The sequence below is a fragment of the Auritidibacter sp. NML120636 genome (assembly GCF_003185945.1).
In the GTDB taxonomy this organism is placed as follows: Bacteria; Actinomycetota; Actinomycetes; order Actinomycetales; family Micrococcaceae; genus Auritidibacter; species Auritidibacter ignavus.
The window spans coordinates 19,377-38,712 of the sequence record NZ_QHLO01000008.1 but is presented as its reverse complement, the minus strand read 5'-3'; the positions used below and the strand labels follow the sequence as shown (position 1 = coordinate 38,712).

The window sequence follows — 19,336 nt, the reverse complement described above, 5'->3', positions numbered from 1 at the left end:
CCTGGCGAAGTTCCGAAGATGACACCATGTGACATTCCCGGTGAAATCACGTTCACACCGATACCGCGCTGCGAGTCAGTGTCCCCTATTCTTGAGGTACCTCATTGTCAGCAATGTCAGCACGCGCACGATGCACTGAGCCCACCGGCTCTGCGCATCAGGATCAGGAGATACCCCTGCATGATCACTGTTGAAGGCCTGACCAAGGTCTACCGACAAAACGCCCGTGAGGTTCGGGCGTTAGATGACGTGAACCTTCAGGTTCCCACCGGCTCGATCCACGGCATTATTGGTCGTTCCGGGGCGGGGAAATCCACCCTGGTGCGTTGCCTGACCCTGTTGGATCACCCCACCGAAGGCACCGTCGCGGTCAACGACACGGTGCTGAGCAACTCCTCGGCCAAACAACTGCGTCAGGCCCGCCGTCGGATCGGCGTGGTGTTTCAGAACGCCAACCTGCTGTCCTCGCGCACCGTCGTCGACAACGTGGCCCTGCCGTTGGAGATCTCCTCGGTCTCCAACTCCGAACGCAAACGGCGTGCCGCCGAACTGGTCAATCTCGTCGGCCTCGACGGCTTCCACGAGGCCTACCCTGCCCAGCTGTCGGGCGGACAGCGTCAACGCGTCGGCATCGCCCGCGCCTTGGCTGCCGACCCGGACGTGCTACTGTGCGATGAACCCACCTCCGCCCTCGACCCGGCCACCACCAAAGAGATCCTGGAGCTGATCCGCTCGGTGGCCCACCGACTCAACCTCACCGTGGTGGTGATTACCCACGAAATGCACGTGGTCAAAACCCTGTGCGACGCCGTCTCTCTGCTGGACGCAGGTCGCATCGTCGAATCCGGTCCGCTGGAAGAAGTCGCCGCCCACCTGAACGGTCAGCTCTCCGCCGCGTTGTTGCCACTGGACGAACTCGATGAAGCCCACCGCGACCCCCAAGCCACGCTGATCGAGGTGCTGGGCTCCGGCGAACACCTACCCGCCCCTACCACCGTGCTGGAAGAGGCCCTGCCGGTGAAGGCCATCGTCTCCACCGGCACCATCGAATACCTCGGACCCACTCGGTTCGCCCACCAGCTACTGTCCGTAACCGGCGGGGACCAGCCACCCGCTGCCGAACCAGCCTTACAAGTCCTGCGCGCCGCCGGATTCCAAGCTCGCGCCCTGAAGGCAGGTGATCTGTAATGGATTGGTTCACCGAGAACGTGCTCGAAAACCGCGCCATCACCAATGCCGTGCCCGAAGCCCTGTGGGAGACCATCCAAATGGTGGTGATCTCCTCGATCGCGACCATCATCCTCGGGCTGATCGTCGGCCTGATCATGCACATCACCCGCCCGGGCGGACTTGCACCGGTACGTTGGCTGTACGTGATCATCTCCTCGATCATCGTCAACATCACCCGCTCGATCCCCTACGCGATCTTGATCGTCGCGCTGATCCCCTTCACCCAGTTCTTGGTCGGCACTGCCATCGGCCCCATCGCCGCCACGGTGTCCCTGACCATCGCCACCGCACCGTTCTTCGCCCGCCTGGTCGAAACCGCACTGCGTGAAGTCCCCGCCGGCACCGTGGACGCCGCCCAGGTCATGGGCCTATCGAAGGCCCAGATCGTGTCCAAGATCTATCTGCCCGAAGCCCTCCCCGGACTGGTGGCCGCTTCCACCAATACGATCGTGGTGCTGATCGGCTACTCCGCCATGGCCGGGCTGGTCGGCGGTGGCGGTCTGGGCCGACTCGCCTATAACTACGGCTACCAGCGCTTCGACACCGCCGTGATGCTGGTGACCGTGATCCTGATCGTGGTGCTGGTCCAGATCATCCAGTTCATCGGCGATCAGATCGTCAAGTACGTCGACCACCGTTAAGCTTTCCTCCCCAACGAACCACACACCCACCTTGGAAGGAGAACTCTCTGATGACCTCATTCACCTCACGCCGTCGCATCCGCCACGGACTGGCCCTCGGGGCTACCGCCACCATCACCGCCCTGGTGCTGACCGGTTGCGGTGAAGAAGGCGGTGGCGACAATGGTGGCGACGGAGACGTCACCACCATCACCGTTGGTGCCAACCCGGTTCCGCATGCTCGGATCCTGGAGTACGTCGATGAGAATCTGGCCGAAGATGCCGGTATCGACCTGGAAATCAACGAATACGATGACTACCAGACCCCGAACCGTGTGCTGGACGAAGGCGGCGACGACGCTAACTACTACCAGCACCTGCCCTTCCTGGAACAGCAGGAAGAGGACCTGGGATACGATTTCGATCACGGCGATCCGATCCACCTGGAGCCCTACGCTGGCTTCTCCGAGAAGCACGACTCCATTGACGATCTGCCCGATGGCGCCACCATCGGTATCACCAACGACCCGGCCAACCAGCCCCGCGCACTGCAGCTGCTGGAAGCCGAAGGTCTGCTGGAAGACATCGGTGACGACCAGGGCGCGCTGGATCTGACCGACGAACAGAACCCCAAGGGCCTGGAGTTCGAAGAATCCCAGCCGGAGTTCTTGGCTCAGGTCGTCGATGATGACTCCATCGACCTGGCCATCATCAACGGCAACTACTTCCTGGAGGCCGGACTGAGCGTCGATGACGCCCTGGTCGTGGAATCCGCCGAGGACAGCCCGTGGGGCAACATGCTCGTCTGGCGTGCCGGCGACGATAACGACGCCATTGCCACCCTGGAGGAGCTGTTGCACTCCCAGGAAGTTGCCGACTTCATCACGGAAGAATGGCCCAACGGTGAAATCATCCCCGCCGAAGGCGACAGCTCCGAGTCCTCCGAGGACGCCTCAGACGAGGAAAACGCCGAGGAAGAAGACGCTGAGTAACTCTCACCGAGTCTGACTAAGGGTTTGACTAACGCCTGCCACCGCAGCCAACCACCACAGTTGTGCCATCGGTGGCAGGCTTTTTTAACGCCCTGGGCGCCCCGGTGCCCGGGCACCCATTACTCACGAAAATCCTCCAGGGTCGAGACCGGGATGATGTGATAGGCCGGTTGCTCGTACGGGTGCACCGCGAGTGCGGCTTGCACCGCTGCCCGCGCTTTATCGATCGGGGCCATCATCTCGATCCGGTCTTCAGCCACTTCCTCGGCACGCGCTACCTCTCCAATGGCCGGTGCAGCCCCCGGCAACGGAGTGAACCGCCCGGTGCCCTGAGAGGTGAACGATGCTCCGTAATACTCACCGATCGGGCCCACCGCCTCAGCGAGCGCGTCACGGACTGCTTCGGCGTTCTCGGTCGGTACGTAGATCACAATCACGGCATAGCTCATGGCACATACTCTAAACGACCACCGTGGGCTGGAATACCTCCGCAGAGTTGTTGCCGGTGACTGTTCAGACGTCGCACATGTTCGATTAAGCCGTTCGAGTGCCGGTTGTCCACTGTTCGAAACGCACACTTGACGTCAACCGCAACTCCCGCATGATTAAGCGGTTTGCAGCCATCCACACCCTTCGCGCACACCCTTGTTATGGGAACAGCTGTACGATATTATGGGAGTATAACTCGAACAATCAGATGGTTTATCGAACGCATTGAGGTGGTGAAGAGCATGTCAGTGACGGCGGATCCGCGCAGTCGCGACATGCAGGCTGTCCCGGGCCTCCTCGACGAAGAAGCCCTGCGAGAGGCATCGCCGGGCGAGATGCTCCACGCCGCGTGCCGGGTACTCCAAGCATTAGGGTCGCGCATGGGCTCAGAGAGTGCCTTCGATGACCTCGCCAGGTGGCGCGAAGACGCCTCGGCTACCGACTGGAACTCCACGCTGGCCTCTGATCGTGATTCCGAGCAGGTCGAACTCACCGCACCGGATAACTATCACGACAGCTTGCCCGGTCTCACCCATGCAGCCGAAGAACTCAGCACCGGTCTTGACGGCCTCCAGACGACGCTGATGGGGCTCACCACCCGGGCCTTGACCACGACCGCAGAACAACAAGCAGTTCTGGGAGTTCCCCGCACAATTCGAGGACCGAAAAATGAAAAAAAGTACCTCGAGGAATACCACGGACTGGGTCGCAGAGATATCGCCCAGCGAACGATGCGGGCCCACTATACGGTTCCGCCCCCACCACCGATTTCAGGTGGCCCCGCCCCTGAACTTGAGTTCCCAGACTTTGCGCGTAGCTTCCAGCGCGGTCACATGCGGACCGCTAACGCCGACCGCCTGATCAAGCTCACCGAAGATCTCAAACGCTATGCCCGTAGAACATCCGCGGATCCGGCACGGGTGGACGCGATTCTTCAAGAAATGATGCCAGTGCTGACCCGTCACGCAGAAACCATGAGCGTCGGCGACTTCCATCAAACGTGCCGTGAGTGGTTGCCCAAACTGTGCTACTACATTGATGCCGACGGCCCCGCACCCGAAGATGGCCTTGAACCACAACCAGCTCAAGAACAGTTCTGGGTCGCCTCGCGACAGGATGGTGGTCTGGACTTCGGCGGGACCGTCTTCGGCCTCAATGCCGAGCTGTTGCGAACCATTGAGGCCGCAGCAAACAACTATGCCGTGCTACGTCGTGGTTCTGAGACAACCGGTGTCACTGACAGCCACAACTCAGATGATGAGAGCTCGGCGACCGAGCCGAAGAACCCGGTTATTCAGGCATTGAAAGCAAACTTTCCCGAGATTTCCCCCGATGCACTGGCCAGTATCGATGCAGCGGGAAACCAGCACTCCTTTGACGGGGAGAACCTCTACGATCCCCGTCATCGCGCACACCGTGCAGTGAACGCGCTGTTCGGTGTACTGATTGCCGGCATTGGCGCCGGGAACGCCAAGAACGGGTTGCCAGCAACGCGCGGTCAGTCCACCAAGATGATCATCTCGATGGACTACGAGACCCTGAGCGAACAATTGTCGCGACGACACCAACTCGATGACGATTTGAAGAGACAATCACTCGTGAAGTTCTTCAGTCACCACCGAGAAGGCGATCCAGTCGATGATGATTCTCCGGGCCACCGATTCAGATCTGAAGGTCAATTCTCTGGAACCATTCATCCCAGCAAATTACGATCAGCCGCCTGTGACGCAGGATTGATCCCGCTGGTGTTTGGCAGTGACAGTGAAGTGCTCAATCTTGGCCGAGAAAAACGAATGTTCTCCACCGCGCAATACCGTGCATTGGTGGCTCGAGATCGTGGTTGTGCCACACCGGGGTGTACTATGCCCGCTGCCTATTGCCAGATCCACCACATCACCGAATGGGAAAACGGTGGCGACACCAATATGGGCAATGCGGTCTTGCTCTGCCAGGGCCACCACACCGATGTGCACTTAGGCAAATGGCGCATTCAACGCATCGACGCCAAGGGGGTCTGGTTTGTCCCAGAACCCTGGGTGAGCCCAGATCCAACCCCTCGGCGTAACGCATATTGGCATCACTAAGGGTCGCAGCTTATGTCAGCGCGTGGCCAGCCGATCCCAGCGCCTGGCAGGCCTGAACGATCCGCTCGCTCATAGAGGCTTCGGCTTTCTTGCCCCAGGTACGCGGGTCGTACATTTTCTTGTTGCCGACTTCGCCATCAACTTTGAGCACCCCATCGTAGTTCTCAAACATGTGGGCAGCCACCGGACGCGTGAAGGCGTACTGGGTGTCGGTATCGATGTTCATCTTGATCACACCATAGGACACAGCGTCAGCAATTTCTTGATCTGTCGAGCCCGAACCACCGTGGAAGACCAGGTCGAAGGGGCGCTCCACGCCGACCTTGGCTCCCACCTCACGCTGGATTTCGTCCAACAGCTCGGGACGGAGCTTGACATTGCCCGGCTTGTACACCCCGTGAACGTTACCGAAGGTCAGCGCGGTAATGTAGCGACCCTTCTCGCCGGTTCCCAAAGCCTCAACGGTCTTCATGCCGTCTTCGACCGAAGTGTAGAGCTTGTCATTGATCTCGTTCGCCACTCCGTCTTCTTCACCACCGACAACACCGATCTCCACTTCGAGAATCTGGTGGTTGGCCTGAGTTCGCTCCAGGAGCTGTTCGGCAATGCGCAGGTTGTTTTCCAGAGGCTCTGCCGAACCATCCCACATGTGAGAGTTGAAGATCGGATCACGACCGGCCTTGACTTCTTCGGCGGAGGCGTCCAGGAGCGGGTTAACGAAGCCCTCGAGTTTGTCCTGCGGGCAGTGATCGGTGTGCAGAGCGATGGTGACACCGTAGGAATCAGCAACTACCTTGGCGAAGGCGGCGAAGGCCTTCGCCCCCACGACCATGGATTTCACCGACTGACCAGAGAAATACTCGGCACCACCGGTCGAAACCTGGATGATCCCGTCAGACTCTGCCTCAGCGAAACCGCGGATAGCAGCGTTGAGAGTCTGTGAACTGGTGACGTTCACCGCGGGATAGGCATAGCCACCCTTTTTCGCGGCGTCAATCATCTCAGCGTACTTATCGGGGGATGCGACAGGCATATAAGCTCCTTCATCGATCTGGTTTTGCCCCCAGTCTAACCATCCACCACCCGGCGGTCAGGACCTGCCGGGCGAACCGCATGCTGTCGCACCCATTCATGCATCGCGATACCGGCGGCCACCCCGGCATTGATTGAACGGGTTGAGCCATATTGCGCAATGGCCAACGTTGCCGTGGCAGCCCGATGAATGTCCTCGGAAATCCCCGGTCCCTCTTGCCCAAAGACCATCACGCATTCCCTCGGGAAGCTGAACTCCTCGATCGCCACCGAATCCTCAAAAAGGTCCACGGCCAGAATCGGTAGGTTGTTCTCTTGCGCCCACGCCACAAAGTCGTCAATAGTGGGATGATGCTCAACGTGCAGGTAGCGGTCGGTGACCATCGCACCACGACGATTCCACCGGCGTTTGCCAATGATGTGCACCCCAGCGACGTTAAACGCGTTCGCGGTTCTCACCACGGTTCCGATATTGAAATCGTGCTGCCAATTCTCGATGGCAATGTGCAGACCGTGGCGCGATCGGTCGAGGTCGGCCACAATGGCCTCCACTGTCCAATACCGGTACCGGTCCAACACATTGCGACGATCACCCTCAGCCAGTAGTTGCGGATCGTACTGTTCGCCGGTGGGCCAGGGTCCTTCCCAGGGGCCTACACCGACTTCACGGTGGTAGCCGTTGTCGGTGGGGTGCTGCGCGGAGTCCGTCACGTCGTCGGGCCGTCGACGTGCGGCTCGGTGTGCCGATCATGCACCGCCCAGGCGGCCCCCGAGGCGATGCCGGTGACCGTCAGTACCGATGGCCACGCGCCAATTTTCTTCGATAACCAGTGCGACGCGCCGAAAGCGCCCAGGTATACCGTCGCCAGTCCCACGGCGCGTCCAGCGCCACCTGCTTGCGCCCAGGCTTTTGTGGCGTAGCTACCGGCCACACCCAGTCCGACCGCGCCCAGGGCCCGAATCTTCGTCAACCGAGCCGTGGCGTAGCCACCGATCAGCCCGGCGATCACCGCCGGTGCGGTCTTGCGGTGCTGAATCTCCGTCTTGTGGTCTGCCATAGTGATCCTCCTTCAGGGATGGTTAGAGTCCGAGATCGCTCAAACGGAAGGCGGCCAGATACGGGACGCCGGCCTCGTCTTGGATCCGCTCGGCCGCTCCGGTATCCCGATCGACCAGCACAGCGACGGCTTGGACCTCACCGCCGGCAGCGCGCACACCCTCAACGGCGGTCAAGGCAGATCCGCCGGTGGTCGAGGTATCTTCCAACACCACGACTTTCCGCCCCTCGATCGAGGGTCCTTCCACCTGGCGTCCCATACCGTGTTCTTTGGCCTGTTTACGCACCACGAAAGTATCCAACTCCCGGGCCGGGTTGGCTTGGTGCAACATTGCGGTGCCGACCGGGTCGGCGCCCATGGTCAATCCTCCGGCCGCGGAAAACTCCACGTCGGAGAGTAACTCCAACATGACCCGCCCCACCAGCGGAGCTGCGCGGTGGTGCAAAGTGACTCGCCGCAGGTCGATGTAATAATCGGCCTGTTTGCCCGAGGACAGCGTCACTTTTCCGTGCACCACCGCCAAGTCTTTGACGAGTTCTGCCAGTTCAGCGCGATCCGAAGCATAGGTTCCCATGCAGGCTAGTTTACGCGGTGCATCGCCGGATCAGCCTCGGCGGGTGCACCGCCCACTGTTTATCCTGGTCAACACATCGTGAGTTGGAAATTGGCGTCACGAGCGTTGCCCCTTTAGTAGAGTGTCAACAGCACCGCTTTTTCGGAGATGAGGAACCATGAACCTGAAAAAAACCGTTCTCGGAATCAGTGCCGTGGTCGGGCTGGGTCTCACCCTGACCGGTTGCACTGGCAACGATGAAATCGCCACGACCTGTCAGAAGCTCAACAACGTCACACTCAAGGTCCAAAACGCCCTAGGGGAGTCCGGCGATGACGCCGAACGCGCCACCGGCCAGATGGAATCGGCGTTAAACGAATTTTCTCGGATGGTTCATGACACCTCCGATCAGGAGCTTGCCAACGCTCTGGAAGATATCGAAGGCTCCTACCACAGCGTCTACCAGTCCCTGGAAGACGGAGCCAGCATCGCAGAAGCCCAACAACAGGGTCTCGAGTCACAGGTCGATCCCACATCGGCCGAGGTTCTGGTTGATAAATGCGCCTCCGGCATCTAAGTCTCATTACTCTCGCGACGGGGTTGGCGCTGACCGGGTGTAGCTCCGGTGGCGATGACGCGCTCGAAGACTCGTGCGAGCAATTGCAGGGCCTACCTGAGCCCGCCGATGAGGGATTCATCGAGCAGGCCGAGGAGATCAAAAATAACGCCTCGGATGAGCAACTACGCCACGGCATCGACCAGGTCATCTCCATGGCCGAGATTCTGGAAGACCACCGCACCGGCGATACGTCGGATACCGACGCCTACGCCGAGGTGGTCGAGCTGGCCGATGACGACGAGTTTGTGGACGGGATGACCTATCTGCAAGACCACTGCGAGGTGCAGTTCTAGTCCGCTTTATGGAGTCCACGTGTGGTGGTGTGAAAAACGAGGAGACGTAGCGTGAAATTAGCGACCTGGAATGTGAACTCACTGCGGGCCCGGGCCGACCGGGTGGAGGACTTCCTCGAGCGTAGCGACACCGATGTGTTAGCCATCCAGGAAACCAAGTGCAAAGATGAGAACTTCCCCTGGGAGGTTTTTGAGCGCTTGGGTTATGCGGTCGCACATTTCGGGTTTAACCAGTGGAACGGTGTCGCGATTGCCTCCCGGGTGGGCCTCACCGATGTCCAACGAACCTTCCCGGGCCAGCCGGCCTTCGGCAAAGGCGGTCACGACCCGGTGCAAGAGGCTCGGGCAATCTCGGCGGTCGTAGGAGAAGATCTGCGGGTGTGGTCGTTGTACGTTCCCAACGGTCGGGCGCTCAACGATGAACATATGGCGTATAAGCTCAACTGGCTGGATGCGTTGCGGGAGCACATTGGCGCTGAACTCGACGAGAACCCCCAGCAAAAATTAGCACTGGTCGGCGACTGGAACATTGCACCCTACGATCAGGACGTATGGGATATCGAATTCTTCTATGAGAACGAGATGACCCACGTGTCCGCTCCGGAGCGGGAGCGCTTCCACGCGTTCGAAGAGATTCTGCACGATCCCGTGCGCGACCAGCACGAGCAGGCTTTTACCTACTGGGACTATCAGAAACTGCGTTTCCCGAAGAACGAGGGCATGCGGATCGACTTTGCCTTGGTCTCACCGGCAGTGAGCACCGGGGAAACCATGATCGATCGGGACGAACGCAAGGGTAAGGGCCCCTCGGACCACGTTCCGGTGATCGTGGAGGTTTGCTCATGAGGAAGGTCTCCTGGTGACGTGATCTAATAGATAGCATGGGTGCTATGAGCACGAGCGCACAGCAACAGATCATCAGCGCCCTGAACGTCGCCCCGGAGATCGATCCGGCCACCGAAGTCCAGCGCCGGGTGGAGTTCTTATGTCAGTACCTGCGACAGGCCGGAGCTTCCGGGCTGGTGTTGGGCATTTCCGGTGGGGTGGATTCCACCGTGGCGGGCCGGTTGGCTCAGCTGGCCGTCGAGAAGCTCCAGCAGGACGGTATTGAAGCGCGGTTTACGGCAGTGCGTTTGCCGTATCGGATGCAGGCCGATGAGTCCGATGCCACCGCTGCGGTGGAGTTTATTCGTCCGACCCGGGCAGTGACGTTCCAGATCGGTCCGGCCACCGATGAGTTCGGTGAGACCTTCCGTCAGGCCACCGGCGAGCAGATCAGCGATTTCAATTTCGGCAATGTCAAGGCGCGGATGCGCATGGTGGCGCAGTATGCTCTCGCCGGGATCGATGGCGATCTGGTGGTGGGCACCGATCACGCCGCGGAGGCGGTGACGGGGTTCTACACCAAGTTTGGGGATGGCGCCTTCGATATCGGCCCGCTCCAGGGACTGAATAAGCGACAGGTGCGCAGCATCGCCCGGTATTTGGGTGCACCGGAACATTTGTGGGCCAAAGTCCCCACCGCGGATCTGCTCTCCGATCAGCCCCAGCGCACCGATGAAGATGAGCTGGGACTGACCTATGATCAGATCGATGACTTTCTCGAGGGCAAGATCGTTCCCGAGGACGTGGCTGAGCGGATCATCTCCGCGTACCGGGCCTCAGCGCATAAGCGTGCGCTACCGGCAGGTCCGGTCGCGTCCTAAAGGCTAGGACTGTCCGCGCAACTCGTTCTTGCGGATCTTTCCGGTAGCGGTGCGCGGTAGTTCCGTCAGGATCTCGAAACGGTCGGGCACCTTGAACCCGGCGAGTCGTTCCCGGCAGTGGGCCCGCAGGTCCTCGGGATCGACGTCGCCGACAATGTAGGCCACGGGGCGTGGATCACGCCTTCCACCTCGATCGAGGAGATGTTCTCGCCACCGGAAATGATGATGTCTTTGAGCCGGTCAGTCAGTCGTAGGTAACCGTCGGGGTCGATCACGCCCACATCGCCGGTGTGGTACCAGCCACCGGCGAAGGCAGTGGCGGTGTGGTCGGGATCCTTGAAATATTCGGCCATCACGCCGTTACCGCGGACCACGACCTCGCCGAGGGATTCCCCGTCGTGCGGTAAGAAATTCATCTGCGGATCCACCACGGCCAGCTCGCCGGCGTGGATCATGGGCACGCCCTGCCGGGAGAGCTTGGCGTGGCGGTCCTCCCAGTCGGGTTGGGCCTGAGTAATCGAGAAGGGCCCGTAGGTTTCGGTCAGTCCGTAGACCGGGATCGGCGTGATGCCCAGTTCTTCCAGCCCGGCAATGATCGACGGTGGCGGGGCGGCCCCGGCGGTGGTGACAGCCCACGGGGCGGTCCAGTCGTTGCAGTGGAACATCGGTAGCGTCCACAGGTATCGGGTGGTGGCATCATAGCCGTAGTGGTAGGCAGCCGACAGAGCGGCCAAATAGGCCCCACGGTGGGTGTACACCACACCTTTCGGCGGGCCGGTGGTGCTGCTCATCCAGCGTGATCATTTCGATTCCGAGCTCGGTGCACACCGGTGCCAGACGGTCGGCGACATCCGGGTCCACGAACACGATCCGGGCCTCGGCGTGATCGAGAATGTAGCGGAATTCGGCCGAGGTCAGGCGCGGGTTGAGCGGGTTGAGGACCTCCCCCAGCATCGGCACCGCAAAGTGGGCAACCAACATCTCAGGCAGGTTCGGAGCCACCACCGAGACGGTCTGGCCCGGCGCGACGGTGGCCGACAAGGCCCCGGCGAGTTGGCGCACCTGCTGGTGAAATTCGCGATACGTCCAGCTGGTGCCTTCACATTCTACGGCGGTGTGGTCGGGATAGATGGCGGCGGTACGGTCAAGATACGTGACGGGAGTCAGGTGCGCTACCAAGCTGCGCCACATCCCGTTGTTCACTTTTCAGACCGAAACAGCCCGCTAACCCACTTGACCCCCAGGTAGTTGCGTCGGCCATTCTCGGCTGTTTTCCGGGATTTCTGGCGGTTTCTGCGGCCTTCTGCAAGGCGTGCAATGCATGGGCTGCATGGTTCTGGTCCCGGTTTAGTCCCGGCCAATCCAGTGGCTGCGGGTCCGGGGAATCTCGCCGTCTGGAGTTTTCGTTGGGTTTACGTCGGCTAGGTGTGAAATCTTCTCCGGCCCTCCAAGCTTGCCATGTGGACGGCCCGATCGCGAGGGGCGGCGGCTCGGCGACGGCCAGGGAAGCCGAGCCTCCAGTGGCTATCCGGCGATGCCGAAGGCCTCCTCGAGATGGGCAGCGGTGGAGGGGTCGACGATCTCTTCTCGGGGCAGGTAGTGGATCTGCGTGATGCGGGTGTCGGTGTGCCCGAGGAGGTCGGCGGCGAGGTTGATGCCAGCGGCCTTGTTGATCGCGGTCGCGACCGCGCGCCGGAACCGGTGCGGCGTCACGCCGTCCATCCCGGCACGGACCGTGACGTCGCGGAGCCGCCTGCGGATGTTGTTGGTCGTGTGCGGGGTGCCGCGGTGCAACGAGGAGCATCCGAATATCTTCCTCCGCCGACAGTTCTGGTGTGCCCCGCATGAACCGGAGAAGCCCGGCGTCCACGAGGCGCCCTGGCTGCTGGTCTACGCCGATCTGCTCGCATCGAACGACAGCCGCCAGCGTGAGGCCGCGCAGCAGCTTCGGAGTACCCGGCGATGATCGACCTCACCCGCGTGGACCCGCGCCTGCACGACGACATCACTCTCATTGTCGACGAGCTCCAAGCATCGGTCGGCCTGGATCCGGACAGCGTGCTCGTCGTCGGCGCCGGATGCCGTGACATTCTCCACGCCGCATTCGGCCGTACCTTCCCGCTGCGGGCGACGACCGACACCGATCTGGGCATCGCCGTGCACGGCTGGACGATCTCTGAACGCATCGACGCACGCTTCCGCAGAATCGGCAGCAACGGGATCCGGTACTCGATCGCCGGGATCCCCGTGGACATCATGCCGTTCGGCGAGGTCGAGGACCCCGACGGCATCACCCACCCCGCCGCGCGGAGAGGATCTCGTGGTCTTCGGGTTCCGCGACGTCTACGAGCGTTCCCCCGGCTCACGTTGCCGAACCGCATGTCGGTGCGGTTGCCGCAGCCTGCTGGGTACGCCGCCTTAAAGATGCGGTCATGGATCGACCGCGCCATGTACGGGCATGACAAGGACGCGAAGGACCTTGCCTTGGCCGCGTTCTGGCACCAGGAGGCCCCGGAGATCCAGGAACGCCTCTACGACACCGATGCCGGCTTCGATATCCTCACCACGCTCGATCTGGATATCGATCTCGCCGCCACGAGGCTCCTGTGATGGGAGCCTCGGCCCCGGCGTCGTAGAGCGTGGCAGCGACGCCTGCCGCACCTTCGAGAAGCTCTGCACTGTCTAGCCGCCTATGTCCAGTCGCCTTGCGCCAACCAGCAGGACTGTCGGGAACCCAGTGTTGGAACAACAACGGAGAGTGCGGCGATGTTTGATCTCGGATGATCATGGCGGCGATCTCGTTAGCCGGTTGGAGGAGACGTTCGTCGCCCGTTAGCTGCCACATTCGACTGATGACTTGCAAGGTACCGGAATTGCCGTGACAGAAAGTAGGGCCGTCAAGTTTCCACTCGCGCCAAGGCACGCCGAGATGGCTGATGAGGGTATCTAGTGCTTCGACTTCAAGATCTTTGGCGTCGAGCACTCGGGAGGCTCGAGCTAGTGTGAGCGCGACCCCCGGCGTCCCATAACACCAGGCTGCGCGCGAAAAGAGGCTTGGTGTCCGGTCTGGTTCGCGATCGTATTGCGCCGGCACACGGGCTGGCCAGTAGGAAATCTCGTTCGCTTCCTGCTTCCAACGACGGATCCAGTCCGTGGCGAAGCTGAGGGCCTCGAGTAGGTCATCCGACGGGCCTTCGTTCTCCACTAACGAGACCAAGGCGGCCACGGTACCTGACACGCCATGGGCGAGCCCGAGATTGAGATCGCCGAACGGGTACATCTCCTTATCTTGTGGAGTAGGCTGAAGTGCAGCGGGAACCCACCATCCAGGAAAACCAGTTTCCTGGCGGGAGAGGATTCTTCGGCTGAAGAATCGGCCGGTCCGCAGGACGGCTTCCCTTGTAATTGGCGATTCCTCATCGATCAGCACCCTCAGTGTGCCCGACAGGCCATTGATGAAATCATAAGCATGCCAGGCAACTCCAGGGGATGAAGACCGCTCATATGCGTCAGTATGTTCAATTTGTCTCTGAGCAACCCACTGTCCGAGCTTCTGCCGCAGGGTCCTGTCGTTCTCGCCCTTGCCGGTGACGCCTTGGGCGGCAGCTAGCGCCGCCGCGGGACCTCCCATGAGCCCTGCGTAGGAGTTCCATTGCAGGTCGGCGACCGCGCGGCTCAGGTGCTCGTGGGCAAGGCGCTGGAAGCCTGGATCGGTGGTCGACATGAGAGCGAACATGAGTGCGGTACCCGCCAAGCCGTGGCTAAGGCTTCCCGGAGCCCACATGCTTGATTGATACACCGGCTCGACGTTGTCGGGCCGATTAATGGCGTCGTCGAGTCGAGAGATGTCGTGCATCCGTTCTGCCGCCTCCAGGGCCACCTCACGAACCGCTTTGGCCAATTCGGGCTCAAGTAGGGGGCGCACGCTCTGGGCACTCGCGCCGGCATTGCTGTCATGCATGTCACACCTCCGGCTGGGCACGCCTCGCCTCGGCAAGTTGGAGAAGAACGGACCTGAGCACGCCGAGGAGGCGATTTTCATTATCTGCGTCAGGGCCATTCACCCGATTGAAGGTCATATGGAGCAGGCTCCCGAGGACGCGTTCGGGGCTCGCCGTGGCTGACTGGGTTTGGATTGAGGCGTGGAGAGCGTGGCCGTACCGCTGGAAGGCTGGTCTCGGTTGTTGCGCAGGAGGCATCTCACAGATCGTCGCGTCGTGAAGCGCGAGACGGCTCTGGATTGGACGCCTCCATCTTTCCCGGTCTCGAGTGTAGGTCGGTTCATTTGACCGTGGAATTCCGAGTCTTTCCGTCGCGATGACGGCAATCGCTAGAGGGTCGGCCAAATCCGGCGCGATAGCAGGGCCAAAGCTGATCATCGTGTCAAGCCATGCCCCGAGAACGTAGTTGTCATGGTAGACGTTCTGAGGAGAGATCGGCTCAGACAGCTCGGTTAGCGCCATGAACGAATCCTCGGAGAAAGCTGCATGGAGCACGCCAAGCAGTTCCTCACCACCGTATCGATGCGTTTCTGGAACGTACTCATCGAGAGTGAAGCTCCGTGCCGCGCCTGTAGCGCAGAGCTCTTGCATTACAGCGAGGAGGGGTTCGTTCGCTTGGCTCCCGGTTCGCGACCCGTTGTTTGTCCGCAGCCGAAGATGCGTCCCATTCATGTCCGAGTACCTCAGGAAGAAGGGTGTGACATCTGGGGAGTCCAGAGCGAGTTGCCGGAATGCGGGGGCGATATGGGAGCGGAGCACGGAAGGGATTTCTTCGGGGGTCAAGTAGAGCCTTGCTGAGGTCCAAGGCCCGCCCGGCCTGAAACTCGGAGCCGGTTGCGACTTTCGTTGTATAGCAGACGCCGCTGCCGCCGAGTGCTTTGTGGGCACTTCGTCGGCTTGATTGCGGCTGGATCGCGCAAAGGTAACGACGATTTCATTTCCGAGTGGTTGGCCGTCTCGTTCAAGCCACCCCCACGCGTCGTCTGGCGTTGCCGCGCCACCCGGCAGTTCGTCCAAGACCAATCCAGAATCTCGCCTCAGTTCGTGCCTGAGAAGCTCGACGTGACCGGGGTTGTCAGTGTCGATGAGGAGCCGCATATCACGGCTGCTTGCCAAGCAGTAACGCGGGAGATGATGTCGCGCCTTCCAGGCTGCAAAGTCGTCCTGCGGTGTGGCGCTCAGCCACAGTGAGGCTTGGCGGAGCTCGTTGAGATTCCACGTCGCAGGAGCTAAGGTCACTTTCCCAAATCTGACCGCGGGAGTGAAGGGAACATACTCCAGATGTCCCCACGACCAAGGTTCCCAGAGCCTCTGGTGCTCGTGCATCAGGTCCGATAGGAGACGAACTTCGTTTGGGGCCTGGGTGGGCGGGTAGAGAGCATTATTGGCAGTGATACGAATACGGCGCCCGTCCCTCAAATCGACAACGAATAGGCCAGTCATAGTGGCGGCTATGCCGATCTCGTCTAGGGCAACGTAGTCCTGCCCGCAAAGGGGTGGGGTATTCACGGCGATGATCTTGTCGGCATAGGGCGCGGTGTTGCCGACGTTGGCTGCGCTGTCGGCCCTCGGCGCGTAGGAAAGGACAGCGCTGTATTCACCGCTGTCGCCAGAAGATCCTAGGGGAGCGATGCTGCGCAGGTTGGGCAGGTAGGACAGGAATCGCCCTGCCGTGCTAAGGCCAACATGCGAACCGGGATTGGGGCCGAGTGCCAGTCGGTAGTCGCCGCGTCGGAGGTGCTCCAGATCCGGGGCCACGACCGATAGATAAAGCTCGGCGCTGTCTTGTGCGTCGTCATCATCGAACTCGGAATAGGTCAGTTCGGCAATGTCTTCTTGGGAGAGATGCACTTCGCTGCGGTTGCTCCTGATGGCGTCACTATATAAGCGGGCGAGGCGCCCCTCCCGCCGCTCGCTTCGAGCGTCTTTGTAGTCCGATTCGACCCCAAGCCCTTGCTCCGGCCAGGTGTAGTCGGAGGGGACACCGATGCCGGTGTGCGGGTTCACGACGGTGCGTAGCGGAACAATCCGATCGATGCCGTATCGCTCCAGGAACGTTGAATGATAGGCACGCATGCCCCGCATCCCCTTACGGGGCTGGGACAGTCGTTGTAGAAGACGAAGGGTGGTCTCCGCGTCATCAAGCATCTGAGAAGGAAGCTCAACTGCGAGTCCTGACACTTTCGTGATGTGGAGGTAGTCCGTGCTTGCCTCAATATGCCGCATTCGCCTCGTGGTGTCTACGAGGGCACGAAATGTTGATTCCTCATTGAGCCGAGACGCGGCAAGATCGTTGAGCGCGCCGTGAATGGATTGTAAACCGGGAACGGAGGCGCCCGACGCCTCCAGGTTGCCGATGAGTTCCTCGAGAGGATCTTGACCAAGCAGCTTTGGCCTAAGCGCGGTGTAAATCACACCAAGTTCAATAAGCTTCTGAACATAGCGACGTGCTTGGTCATGGCTACTCTGCGTAGTTTTCTGCAGTTCGGCGTAGAGCGTCGCCGCCGGGCATCCGTCCTTCTTGCAGGCTTCAATGACTGCCGATATGGCCTCGCTGCGCTTAATTGCAACGCGTGACTGTTTCGATGTCTCAGTGCTCGGCCGGTAGAGAACGACCTGATTCTTGTCCACCTTGAGCAGGTCGTTGAGATAAACGGTCTGACGATCGAGAATTGCAGGATCACTTTCCAAGCGCCTTACGAGGGAAAGAAGCCAACGAAAGTCAACGTGAATGCTGATCAGATCTGCACCAAATTCTGGTGCGACAAGTTCCTTGCTCGGAACACATTTTGCCTCAGCGGCCGCGGCGAAGAGTCCGAAGGGGGTCGGACGGGTAGTCATCCGATTGAGAAATTTGGCCGTTGATATCGCAGCGCGGCGGAGCTTGGCAGGCTTCGTGGAGATGTCTCCCGCGAGGACCTTCTCGACAAACTCCCACAGGGGCCACGCGGCGTGGGCGACAGCTGCACGGCAGTAAGGATCGTCGTACACCGACCGAAGGTAGGCGGTCAGTACGTCGGGATCGCTTGAAGCGAGTGCCCGATCCGAGTCAGCGTCGAGTCGCACAGGAAGGGCAGGGTGCCTGATCATCACGGCTTGTGAAGCCTGCAGGGGTTTCGCCGTCTTGGCGTCCATGGTCGCGCTCTACCTTTGCTGTTCGTCCTCGTGCCTCTGGCCGGGCGGTTGTGAGCCAGAACAGGGGTGCAGTGGCAGGTGGGCCACAGTAGGCCGTGCTCACTGCACCCCTGCTTGGTTCAGCAGCACCAGCTGCACTGGCTGCCGCCACCAGGGCTGGTGCAGCCTGCGGTGCAGAGGCTGATGCTGGTGATCTGCGGTCCGACATCGGAGCTGTTGGGCTTCACGTCGACATCCATGTCGAGCGCGATGTCCAGGTCGTCGATCCGATCCAGAACGGGTGCGTCAAGCGTTGCGGTCGTCATCTCGTTCACCTCCTTCCCAGTGGCTTTGGCGAGGGCCAGCTGGGAGTCAGCTCCCACTCTTACTCTGCCACTACCGCCAAAATAACTTGGGCCCCTACTTTAGTTTGGGCCCCTACTTTAGTAAAGTGGGGATCTGAGCAGCTCGTCTGGTCGACGTCGGCAGCATCATCGGCCCGCGGACTTCGCCTAGCTGCAGGAGCCAGCTGCCGAAGCCTGGGTGGGATGGATGCAGCGCCTCCTCATCAGCACCAGAGAAGCGCGTGGAGCACCGGCGGAGAGGGGGGGGTGGATGAGCGACCGAAGGCTAGAGCCCGGCGACCCTTCGGATCTCTGCCTGCTTAGGAGAGTCGGAGCAGGCGACGAGCGTGCCCTCGAGCATCTCTACGATCGCTATGGCCACGTCGTGTTCGGATTCGCGCTCAGCCGCACCACGGACCGGGGGCTTGCCGAGGAAGTGCCTGCGGACGTCTGGCTCGGTTACTGGAGGTCCGCCCACGCTTTTCGTGGTGAGAGCAAGGTTCTCACCTGGCTGCTGGACATCGCGGCCCGTCAGGTTTCGACCCACACGCGAAGGCGACGCCTTCGGCTGGTGCCTCTCGAGGAGGCCGGCGCGCCCGCCGCGCCAGAGTCCAGTGATCCAGCCACTGCCGCGCTCGCTGCGGATGGGGAACGCACGCTTCGCGACGCACTCGAGCAGCTCCCAGAGGATCTCGCCATGGTGGTGAAACTCGCTTGGTTGCACGAGCTCCCTCATAGCCAGATCGCCCTCGTCCTGGAGATACCGACCGACACGGTAAAGAACCGAGTTTCTAGGGCGAGGCAGTTGTTACAGGAATCGGTGAGGAGGCAGGATGCGTGAGGATTCGTACGCGGATGGTGGCGGCGCGGATTTTCGTGAGGTGTTTCGTGCCTGGGAGCGGGAAGCGGTAGGCCCGATACCCGATTTTGAGCATGTACGACGGCACATCTCCCGCTCACCTTCGCTCGACCTCGGAGGGCGGCGGGCGTTCGGGCAGAGCATGCGGCTCACTTTGGACCTGGCCATCGCTCAAGCTCGCGTGGTCCCCTGGGTCGTGGCACCAGTCGCATTGGGGCTCGGCGCCCTCGCTATGGCGGCCGGGCGCCTGCTCGCGGCAAACGGCGGCACCACAATGGCGCTTGCAGGGTTCTCTTCCGTCGTGCTCGCTGGAGTCGTACTCACCGTGACGATGGCCATGGC

The 19,336-nt window shown here is 61.0% G+C and carries 22 protein-coding genes and 1 pseudogene; 11 read left to right on the top strand and 12 right to left on the bottom strand.

The window, feature by feature from the left end; translation table 11 throughout:
* The first annotated feature begins 180 nt into the window (after positions 1 to 180).
* Genes DCC25_RS08015 through DCC25_RS08005 form a run of 3 tightly spaced genes read left to right on the top strand, consistent with a single transcriptional unit; the run spans position 181 to position 2,842 of the window.
* Positions 181 to 1,188, top strand: coding sequence for a methionine ABC transporter ATP-binding protein (locus DCC25_RS08015; protein WP_110101275.1), 1,008 nt, complete (start codon positions 181 to 183; stop codon positions 1,186 to 1,188).
* Entirely contained in the window at positions 1,188 to 1,871 is a 684-nt protein-coding gene (locus DCC25_RS08010; protein ID WP_110099095.1) for a methionine ABC transporter permease, read from the top strand. The genes DCC25_RS08015 and DCC25_RS08010 overlap by 1 nt, the downstream gene beginning before the upstream one ends.
* Positions 1,872 to 1,921: 50 nt before the next feature.
* Positions 1,922 to 2,842, top strand: coding sequence for a MetQ/NlpA family ABC transporter substrate-binding protein (locus DCC25_RS08005; protein ID WP_110101274.1), 921 nt, complete (start codon positions 1,922 to 1,924; stop codon positions 2,840 to 2,842).
* Positions 2,843 to 2,961: 119 nt separating this feature from the next.
* Here the strand turns inward: DCC25_RS08005 and DCC25_RS08000 are convergent, their stop codons facing one another.
* Entirely contained in the window at positions 2,962 to 3,291 is a 330-nt protein-coding gene (locus DCC25_RS08000) for a hypothetical protein (RefSeq protein ID WP_110101273.1), read from the bottom strand.
* Between the two features lie 282 nt (positions 3,292 to 3,573).
* On the opposite strand from DCC25_RS08000, the gene DCC25_RS07995 reads away from it, so the two are divergent.
* Positions 3,574 to 5,415 carry an HNH endonuclease signature motif containing protein gene (locus tag DCC25_RS07995; protein WP_158524759.1) on the top strand — a complete coding sequence of 614 codons (1,842 nt, stop codon included), beginning with the start codon at positions 3,574 to 3,576 and terminating at the stop codon, positions 5,413 to 5,415.
* Between the two features lie 10 nt (positions 5,416 to 5,425).
* Here the strand turns inward: DCC25_RS07995 and fbaA are convergent, their stop codons facing one another.
* Genes fbaA through pyrE form a run of 4 tightly spaced genes read right to left on the bottom strand, consistent with a single transcriptional unit; the run spans position 5,426 to position 8,079 of the window.
* Positions 5,426 to 6,448: a class II fructose-bisphosphate aldolase gene (fbaA, locus tag DCC25_RS07990; RefSeq protein WP_110101271.1), complete on the bottom strand. Its 1,023-nt coding sequence runs from the start codon at positions 6,446 to 6,448 to the stop codon at positions 5,426 to 5,428.
* A 35-nt stretch (positions 6,449 to 6,483) separates the two neighbouring features.
* The gene (locus tag DCC25_RS07985) at positions 6,484 to 7,158 is read right to left on the bottom strand and encodes an RNA methyltransferase (RefSeq protein ID WP_110101270.1); all 675 of its coding nucleotides are present in this window, start codon (positions 7,156 to 7,158) and stop codon (positions 6,484 to 6,486) included.
* Positions 7,155 to 7,505 carry a hypothetical protein gene (locus DCC25_RS07980; RefSeq protein WP_110101269.1) on the bottom strand — a complete coding sequence of 117 codons (351 nt, stop codon included), beginning with the start codon at positions 7,503 to 7,505 and terminating at the stop codon, positions 7,155 to 7,157. The genes DCC25_RS07985 and DCC25_RS07980 overlap by 4 nt, the downstream gene beginning before the upstream one ends.
* 22 nt (positions 7,506 to 7,527) lie before the next feature.
* Positions 7,528 to 8,079, bottom strand: coding sequence for an orotate phosphoribosyltransferase (gene pyrE, locus DCC25_RS07975; RefSeq protein ID WP_110099088.1), 552 nt, complete (start codon positions 8,077 to 8,079; stop codon positions 7,528 to 7,530).
* 157 nt (positions 8,080 to 8,236) lie between these two features.
* Here pyrE and DCC25_RS07970 point away from each other — a divergent pair, with 157 nt between their 5' ends.
* Genes DCC25_RS07970 through nadE form a run of 4 tightly spaced genes read left to right on the top strand, consistent with a single transcriptional unit; the run spans position 8,237 to position 10,676 of the window.
* Positions 8,237 to 8,635, top strand: a complete 399-nt coding sequence (locus DCC25_RS07970) for a hypothetical protein (protein ID WP_110099087.1) — start codon at positions 8,237 to 8,239, stop codon at positions 8,633 to 8,635.
* Positions 8,617 to 8,970: a hypothetical protein gene (locus tag DCC25_RS07965; RefSeq protein ID WP_110099086.1), complete on the top strand. Its 354-nt coding sequence runs from the start codon at positions 8,617 to 8,619 to the stop codon at positions 8,968 to 8,970. The genes DCC25_RS07970 and DCC25_RS07965 overlap by 19 nt, the downstream gene beginning before the upstream one ends.
* Before the next feature lie 51 nt (positions 8,971 to 9,021).
* Positions 9,022 to 9,816, top strand: coding sequence for an exodeoxyribonuclease III (locus tag DCC25_RS07960; RefSeq protein ID WP_110101268.1), 795 nt, complete (start codon positions 9,022 to 9,024; stop codon positions 9,814 to 9,816).
* Positions 9,817 to 9,860: 44 nt separating this feature from the next.
* Complete coding sequence (gene nadE, locus DCC25_RS07955; protein WP_110101345.1) at positions 9,861 to 10,676, top strand: ammonia-dependent NAD(+) synthetase; 816 nt, start codon at positions 9,861 to 9,863, stop codon at positions 10,674 to 10,676.
* A gap of 3 nt (positions 10,677 to 10,679) precedes the next feature.
* On the opposite strand, the gene DCC25_RS11630 is transcribed toward nadE, so the two are convergent.
* The 4 genes and pseudogenes from DCC25_RS11630 to DCC25_RS07945 form a co-directional block, all read right to left on the bottom strand.
* Positions 10,680 to 10,841: a hypothetical protein gene (locus DCC25_RS11630; RefSeq protein WP_233487981.1), complete on the bottom strand. Its 162-nt coding sequence runs from the start codon at positions 10,839 to 10,841 to the stop codon at positions 10,680 to 10,682.
* Positions 10,842 to 11,074: 233 nt separating this feature from the next.
* Positions 11,075 to 11,467: pseudogene (locus DCC25_RS11800) on the bottom strand (AMP-binding protein); the annotation flags it as partial.
* Positions 11,373 to 11,867 carry an AMP-binding protein gene (locus DCC25_RS11795; protein WP_255410769.1) on the bottom strand — a complete coding sequence of 165 codons (495 nt, stop codon included), beginning with the start codon at positions 11,865 to 11,867 and terminating at the stop codon, positions 11,373 to 11,375. The pseudogene DCC25_RS11800 and the gene DCC25_RS11795, both read right to left, overlap by 95 nt.
* Positions 11,868 to 12,200: 333 nt before the next feature.
* Positions 12,201 to 12,470: a tyrosine-type recombinase/integrase gene (locus tag DCC25_RS07945; RefSeq protein WP_233487979.1), complete on the bottom strand. Its 270-nt coding sequence runs from the start codon at positions 12,468 to 12,470 to the stop codon at positions 12,201 to 12,203.
* On the opposite strand from DCC25_RS07945, the gene DCC25_RS11950 reads away from it, so the two are divergent.
* Both DCC25_RS11950 and DCC25_RS07935 read left to right on the top strand, forming a co-directional pair.
* A complete protein-coding gene (locus DCC25_RS11950) occupies positions 12,436 to 12,642 on the top strand; it encodes a type IV toxin-antitoxin system AbiEi family antitoxin (protein WP_110101344.1) in 207 nt (68 codons plus the stop codon). The two genes, DCC25_RS07945 and DCC25_RS11950, sit on opposite strands and share 35 nt — an antisense overlap.
* A complete protein-coding gene (locus tag DCC25_RS07935) occupies positions 12,639 to 13,286 on the top strand; it encodes a hypothetical protein (protein ID WP_110101266.1) in 648 nt (215 codons plus the stop codon). Before DCC25_RS11950 ends, DCC25_RS07935 begins: the two co-directional genes overlap by 4 nt.
* Here DCC25_RS07935 and DCC25_RS07930 read toward each other — a convergent pair.
* The 3 genes from DCC25_RS07930 to DCC25_RS07920 form a co-directional block, all read right to left on the bottom strand.
* Positions 13,237 to 14,637, bottom strand: a complete 1,401-nt coding sequence (locus DCC25_RS07930; RefSeq protein WP_158524758.1) for a lanthionine synthetase C family protein — start codon at positions 14,635 to 14,637, stop codon at positions 13,237 to 13,239. The genes DCC25_RS07935 and DCC25_RS07930 overlap by 50 nt on opposite strands.
* 1 nt (position 14,638) lies before the next feature.
* On the bottom strand, positions 14,639 to 17,812 hold the full coding sequence (locus DCC25_RS07925) for a lantibiotic dehydratase (RefSeq protein WP_110101264.1): 3,174 nt from the start codon (positions 17,810 to 17,812) through the stop codon (positions 14,639 to 14,641).
* A gap of 119 nt (positions 17,813 to 17,931) precedes the next feature.
* Positions 17,932 to 18,117: a gallidermin/nisin family lantibiotic gene (locus DCC25_RS07920; protein ID WP_110101343.1), complete on the bottom strand. Its 186-nt coding sequence runs from the start codon at positions 18,115 to 18,117 to the stop codon at positions 17,932 to 17,934.
* 289 nt (positions 18,118 to 18,406) lie between these two features.
* On the opposite strand from DCC25_RS07920, the gene DCC25_RS07915 reads away from it, so the two are divergent.
* Positions 18,407 to 18,976 carry an RNA polymerase sigma factor gene (locus DCC25_RS07915; protein WP_110101342.1) on the top strand — a complete coding sequence of 190 codons (570 nt, stop codon included), beginning with the start codon at positions 18,407 to 18,409 and terminating at the stop codon, positions 18,974 to 18,976.
* Positions 18,977 to 19,336: the final 360 nt, after the last annotated feature.

What these genes read in the sequence shown, in the direction of transcription:
- DCC25_RS07935 (WP_110101266.1), top strand. Translation starts at nt 12,639, where the DNA reads ATGATCGACCTCACCCGCGTGGACCCGCGCCTGCACGACGACATCACT.
- DCC25_RS07920 (WP_110101343.1), bottom strand. Translation starts at nt 18,117, where the DNA reads ATGACGACCGCAACGCTTGACGCACCCGTTCTGGATCGGATCGACGAC.
- DCC25_RS08015 (WP_110101275.1), top strand. Translation starts at nt 181, where the DNA reads ATGATCACTGTTGAAGGCCTGACCAAGGTCTACCGACAAAACGCCCGT.
- DCC25_RS07925 (WP_110101264.1), bottom strand. Translation starts at nt 17,812, where the DNA reads ATGGACGCCAAGACGGCGAAACCCCTGCAGGCTTCACAAGCCGTGATG.
- DCC25_RS08000 (WP_110101273.1), bottom strand. Translation starts at nt 3,291, where the DNA reads ATGAGCTATGCCGTGATTGTGATCTACGTACCGACCGAGAACGCCGAA.
- pyrE (WP_110099088.1), bottom strand. Translation starts at nt 8,079, where the DNA reads ATGGGAACCTATGCTTCGGATCGCGCTGAACTGGCAGAACTCGTCAAA.
- DCC25_RS07915 (WP_110101342.1), top strand. Translation starts at nt 18,407, where the DNA reads ATGAGCGACCGAAGGCTAGAGCCCGGCGACCCTTCGGATCTCTGCCTG.
- DCC25_RS07965 (WP_110099086.1), top strand. Translation starts at nt 8,617, where the DNA reads ATGCGCCTCCGGCATCTAAGTCTCATTACTCTCGCGACGGGGTTGGCG.
- nadE (WP_110101345.1), top strand. Translation starts at nt 9,861, where the DNA reads ATGAGCACGAGCGCACAGCAACAGATCATCAGCGCCCTGAACGTCGCC.
- DCC25_RS07995 (WP_158524759.1), top strand. Translation starts at nt 3,574, where the DNA reads ATGTCAGTGACGGCGGATCCGCGCAGTCGCGACATGCAGGCTGTCCCG.
- fbaA (WP_110101271.1), bottom strand. Translation starts at nt 6,448, where the DNA reads ATGCCTGTCGCATCCCCCGATAAGTACGCTGAGATGATTGACGCCGCG.
- DCC25_RS07970 (WP_110099087.1), top strand. Translation starts at nt 8,237, where the DNA reads ATGAACCTGAAAAAAACCGTTCTCGGAATCAGTGCCGTGGTCGGGCTG.
- DCC25_RS11795 (WP_255410769.1), bottom strand. Translation starts at nt 11,867, where the DNA reads ATGTGGCGCAGCTTGGTAGCGCACCTGACTCCCGTCACGTATCTTGAC.
- DCC25_RS07980 (WP_110101269.1), bottom strand. Translation starts at nt 7,505, where the DNA reads ATGGCAGACCACAAGACGGAGATTCAGCACCGCAAGACCGCACCGGCG.
- DCC25_RS08010 (WP_110099095.1), top strand. Translation starts at nt 1,188, where the DNA reads ATGGATTGGTTCACCGAGAACGTGCTCGAAAACCGCGCCATCACCAAT.
- DCC25_RS08005 (WP_110101274.1), top strand. Translation starts at nt 1,922, where the DNA reads ATGACCTCATTCACCTCACGCCGTCGCATCCGCCACGGACTGGCCCTC.
- DCC25_RS07930 (WP_158524758.1), bottom strand. Translation starts at nt 14,637, where the DNA reads ATGCATGACAGCAATGCCGGCGCGAGTGCCCAGAGCGTGCGCCCCCTA.
- DCC25_RS11950 (WP_110101344.1), top strand. Translation starts at nt 12,436, where the DNA reads ATGTTGTTGGTCGTGTGCGGGGTGCCGCGGTGCAACGAGGAGCATCCG.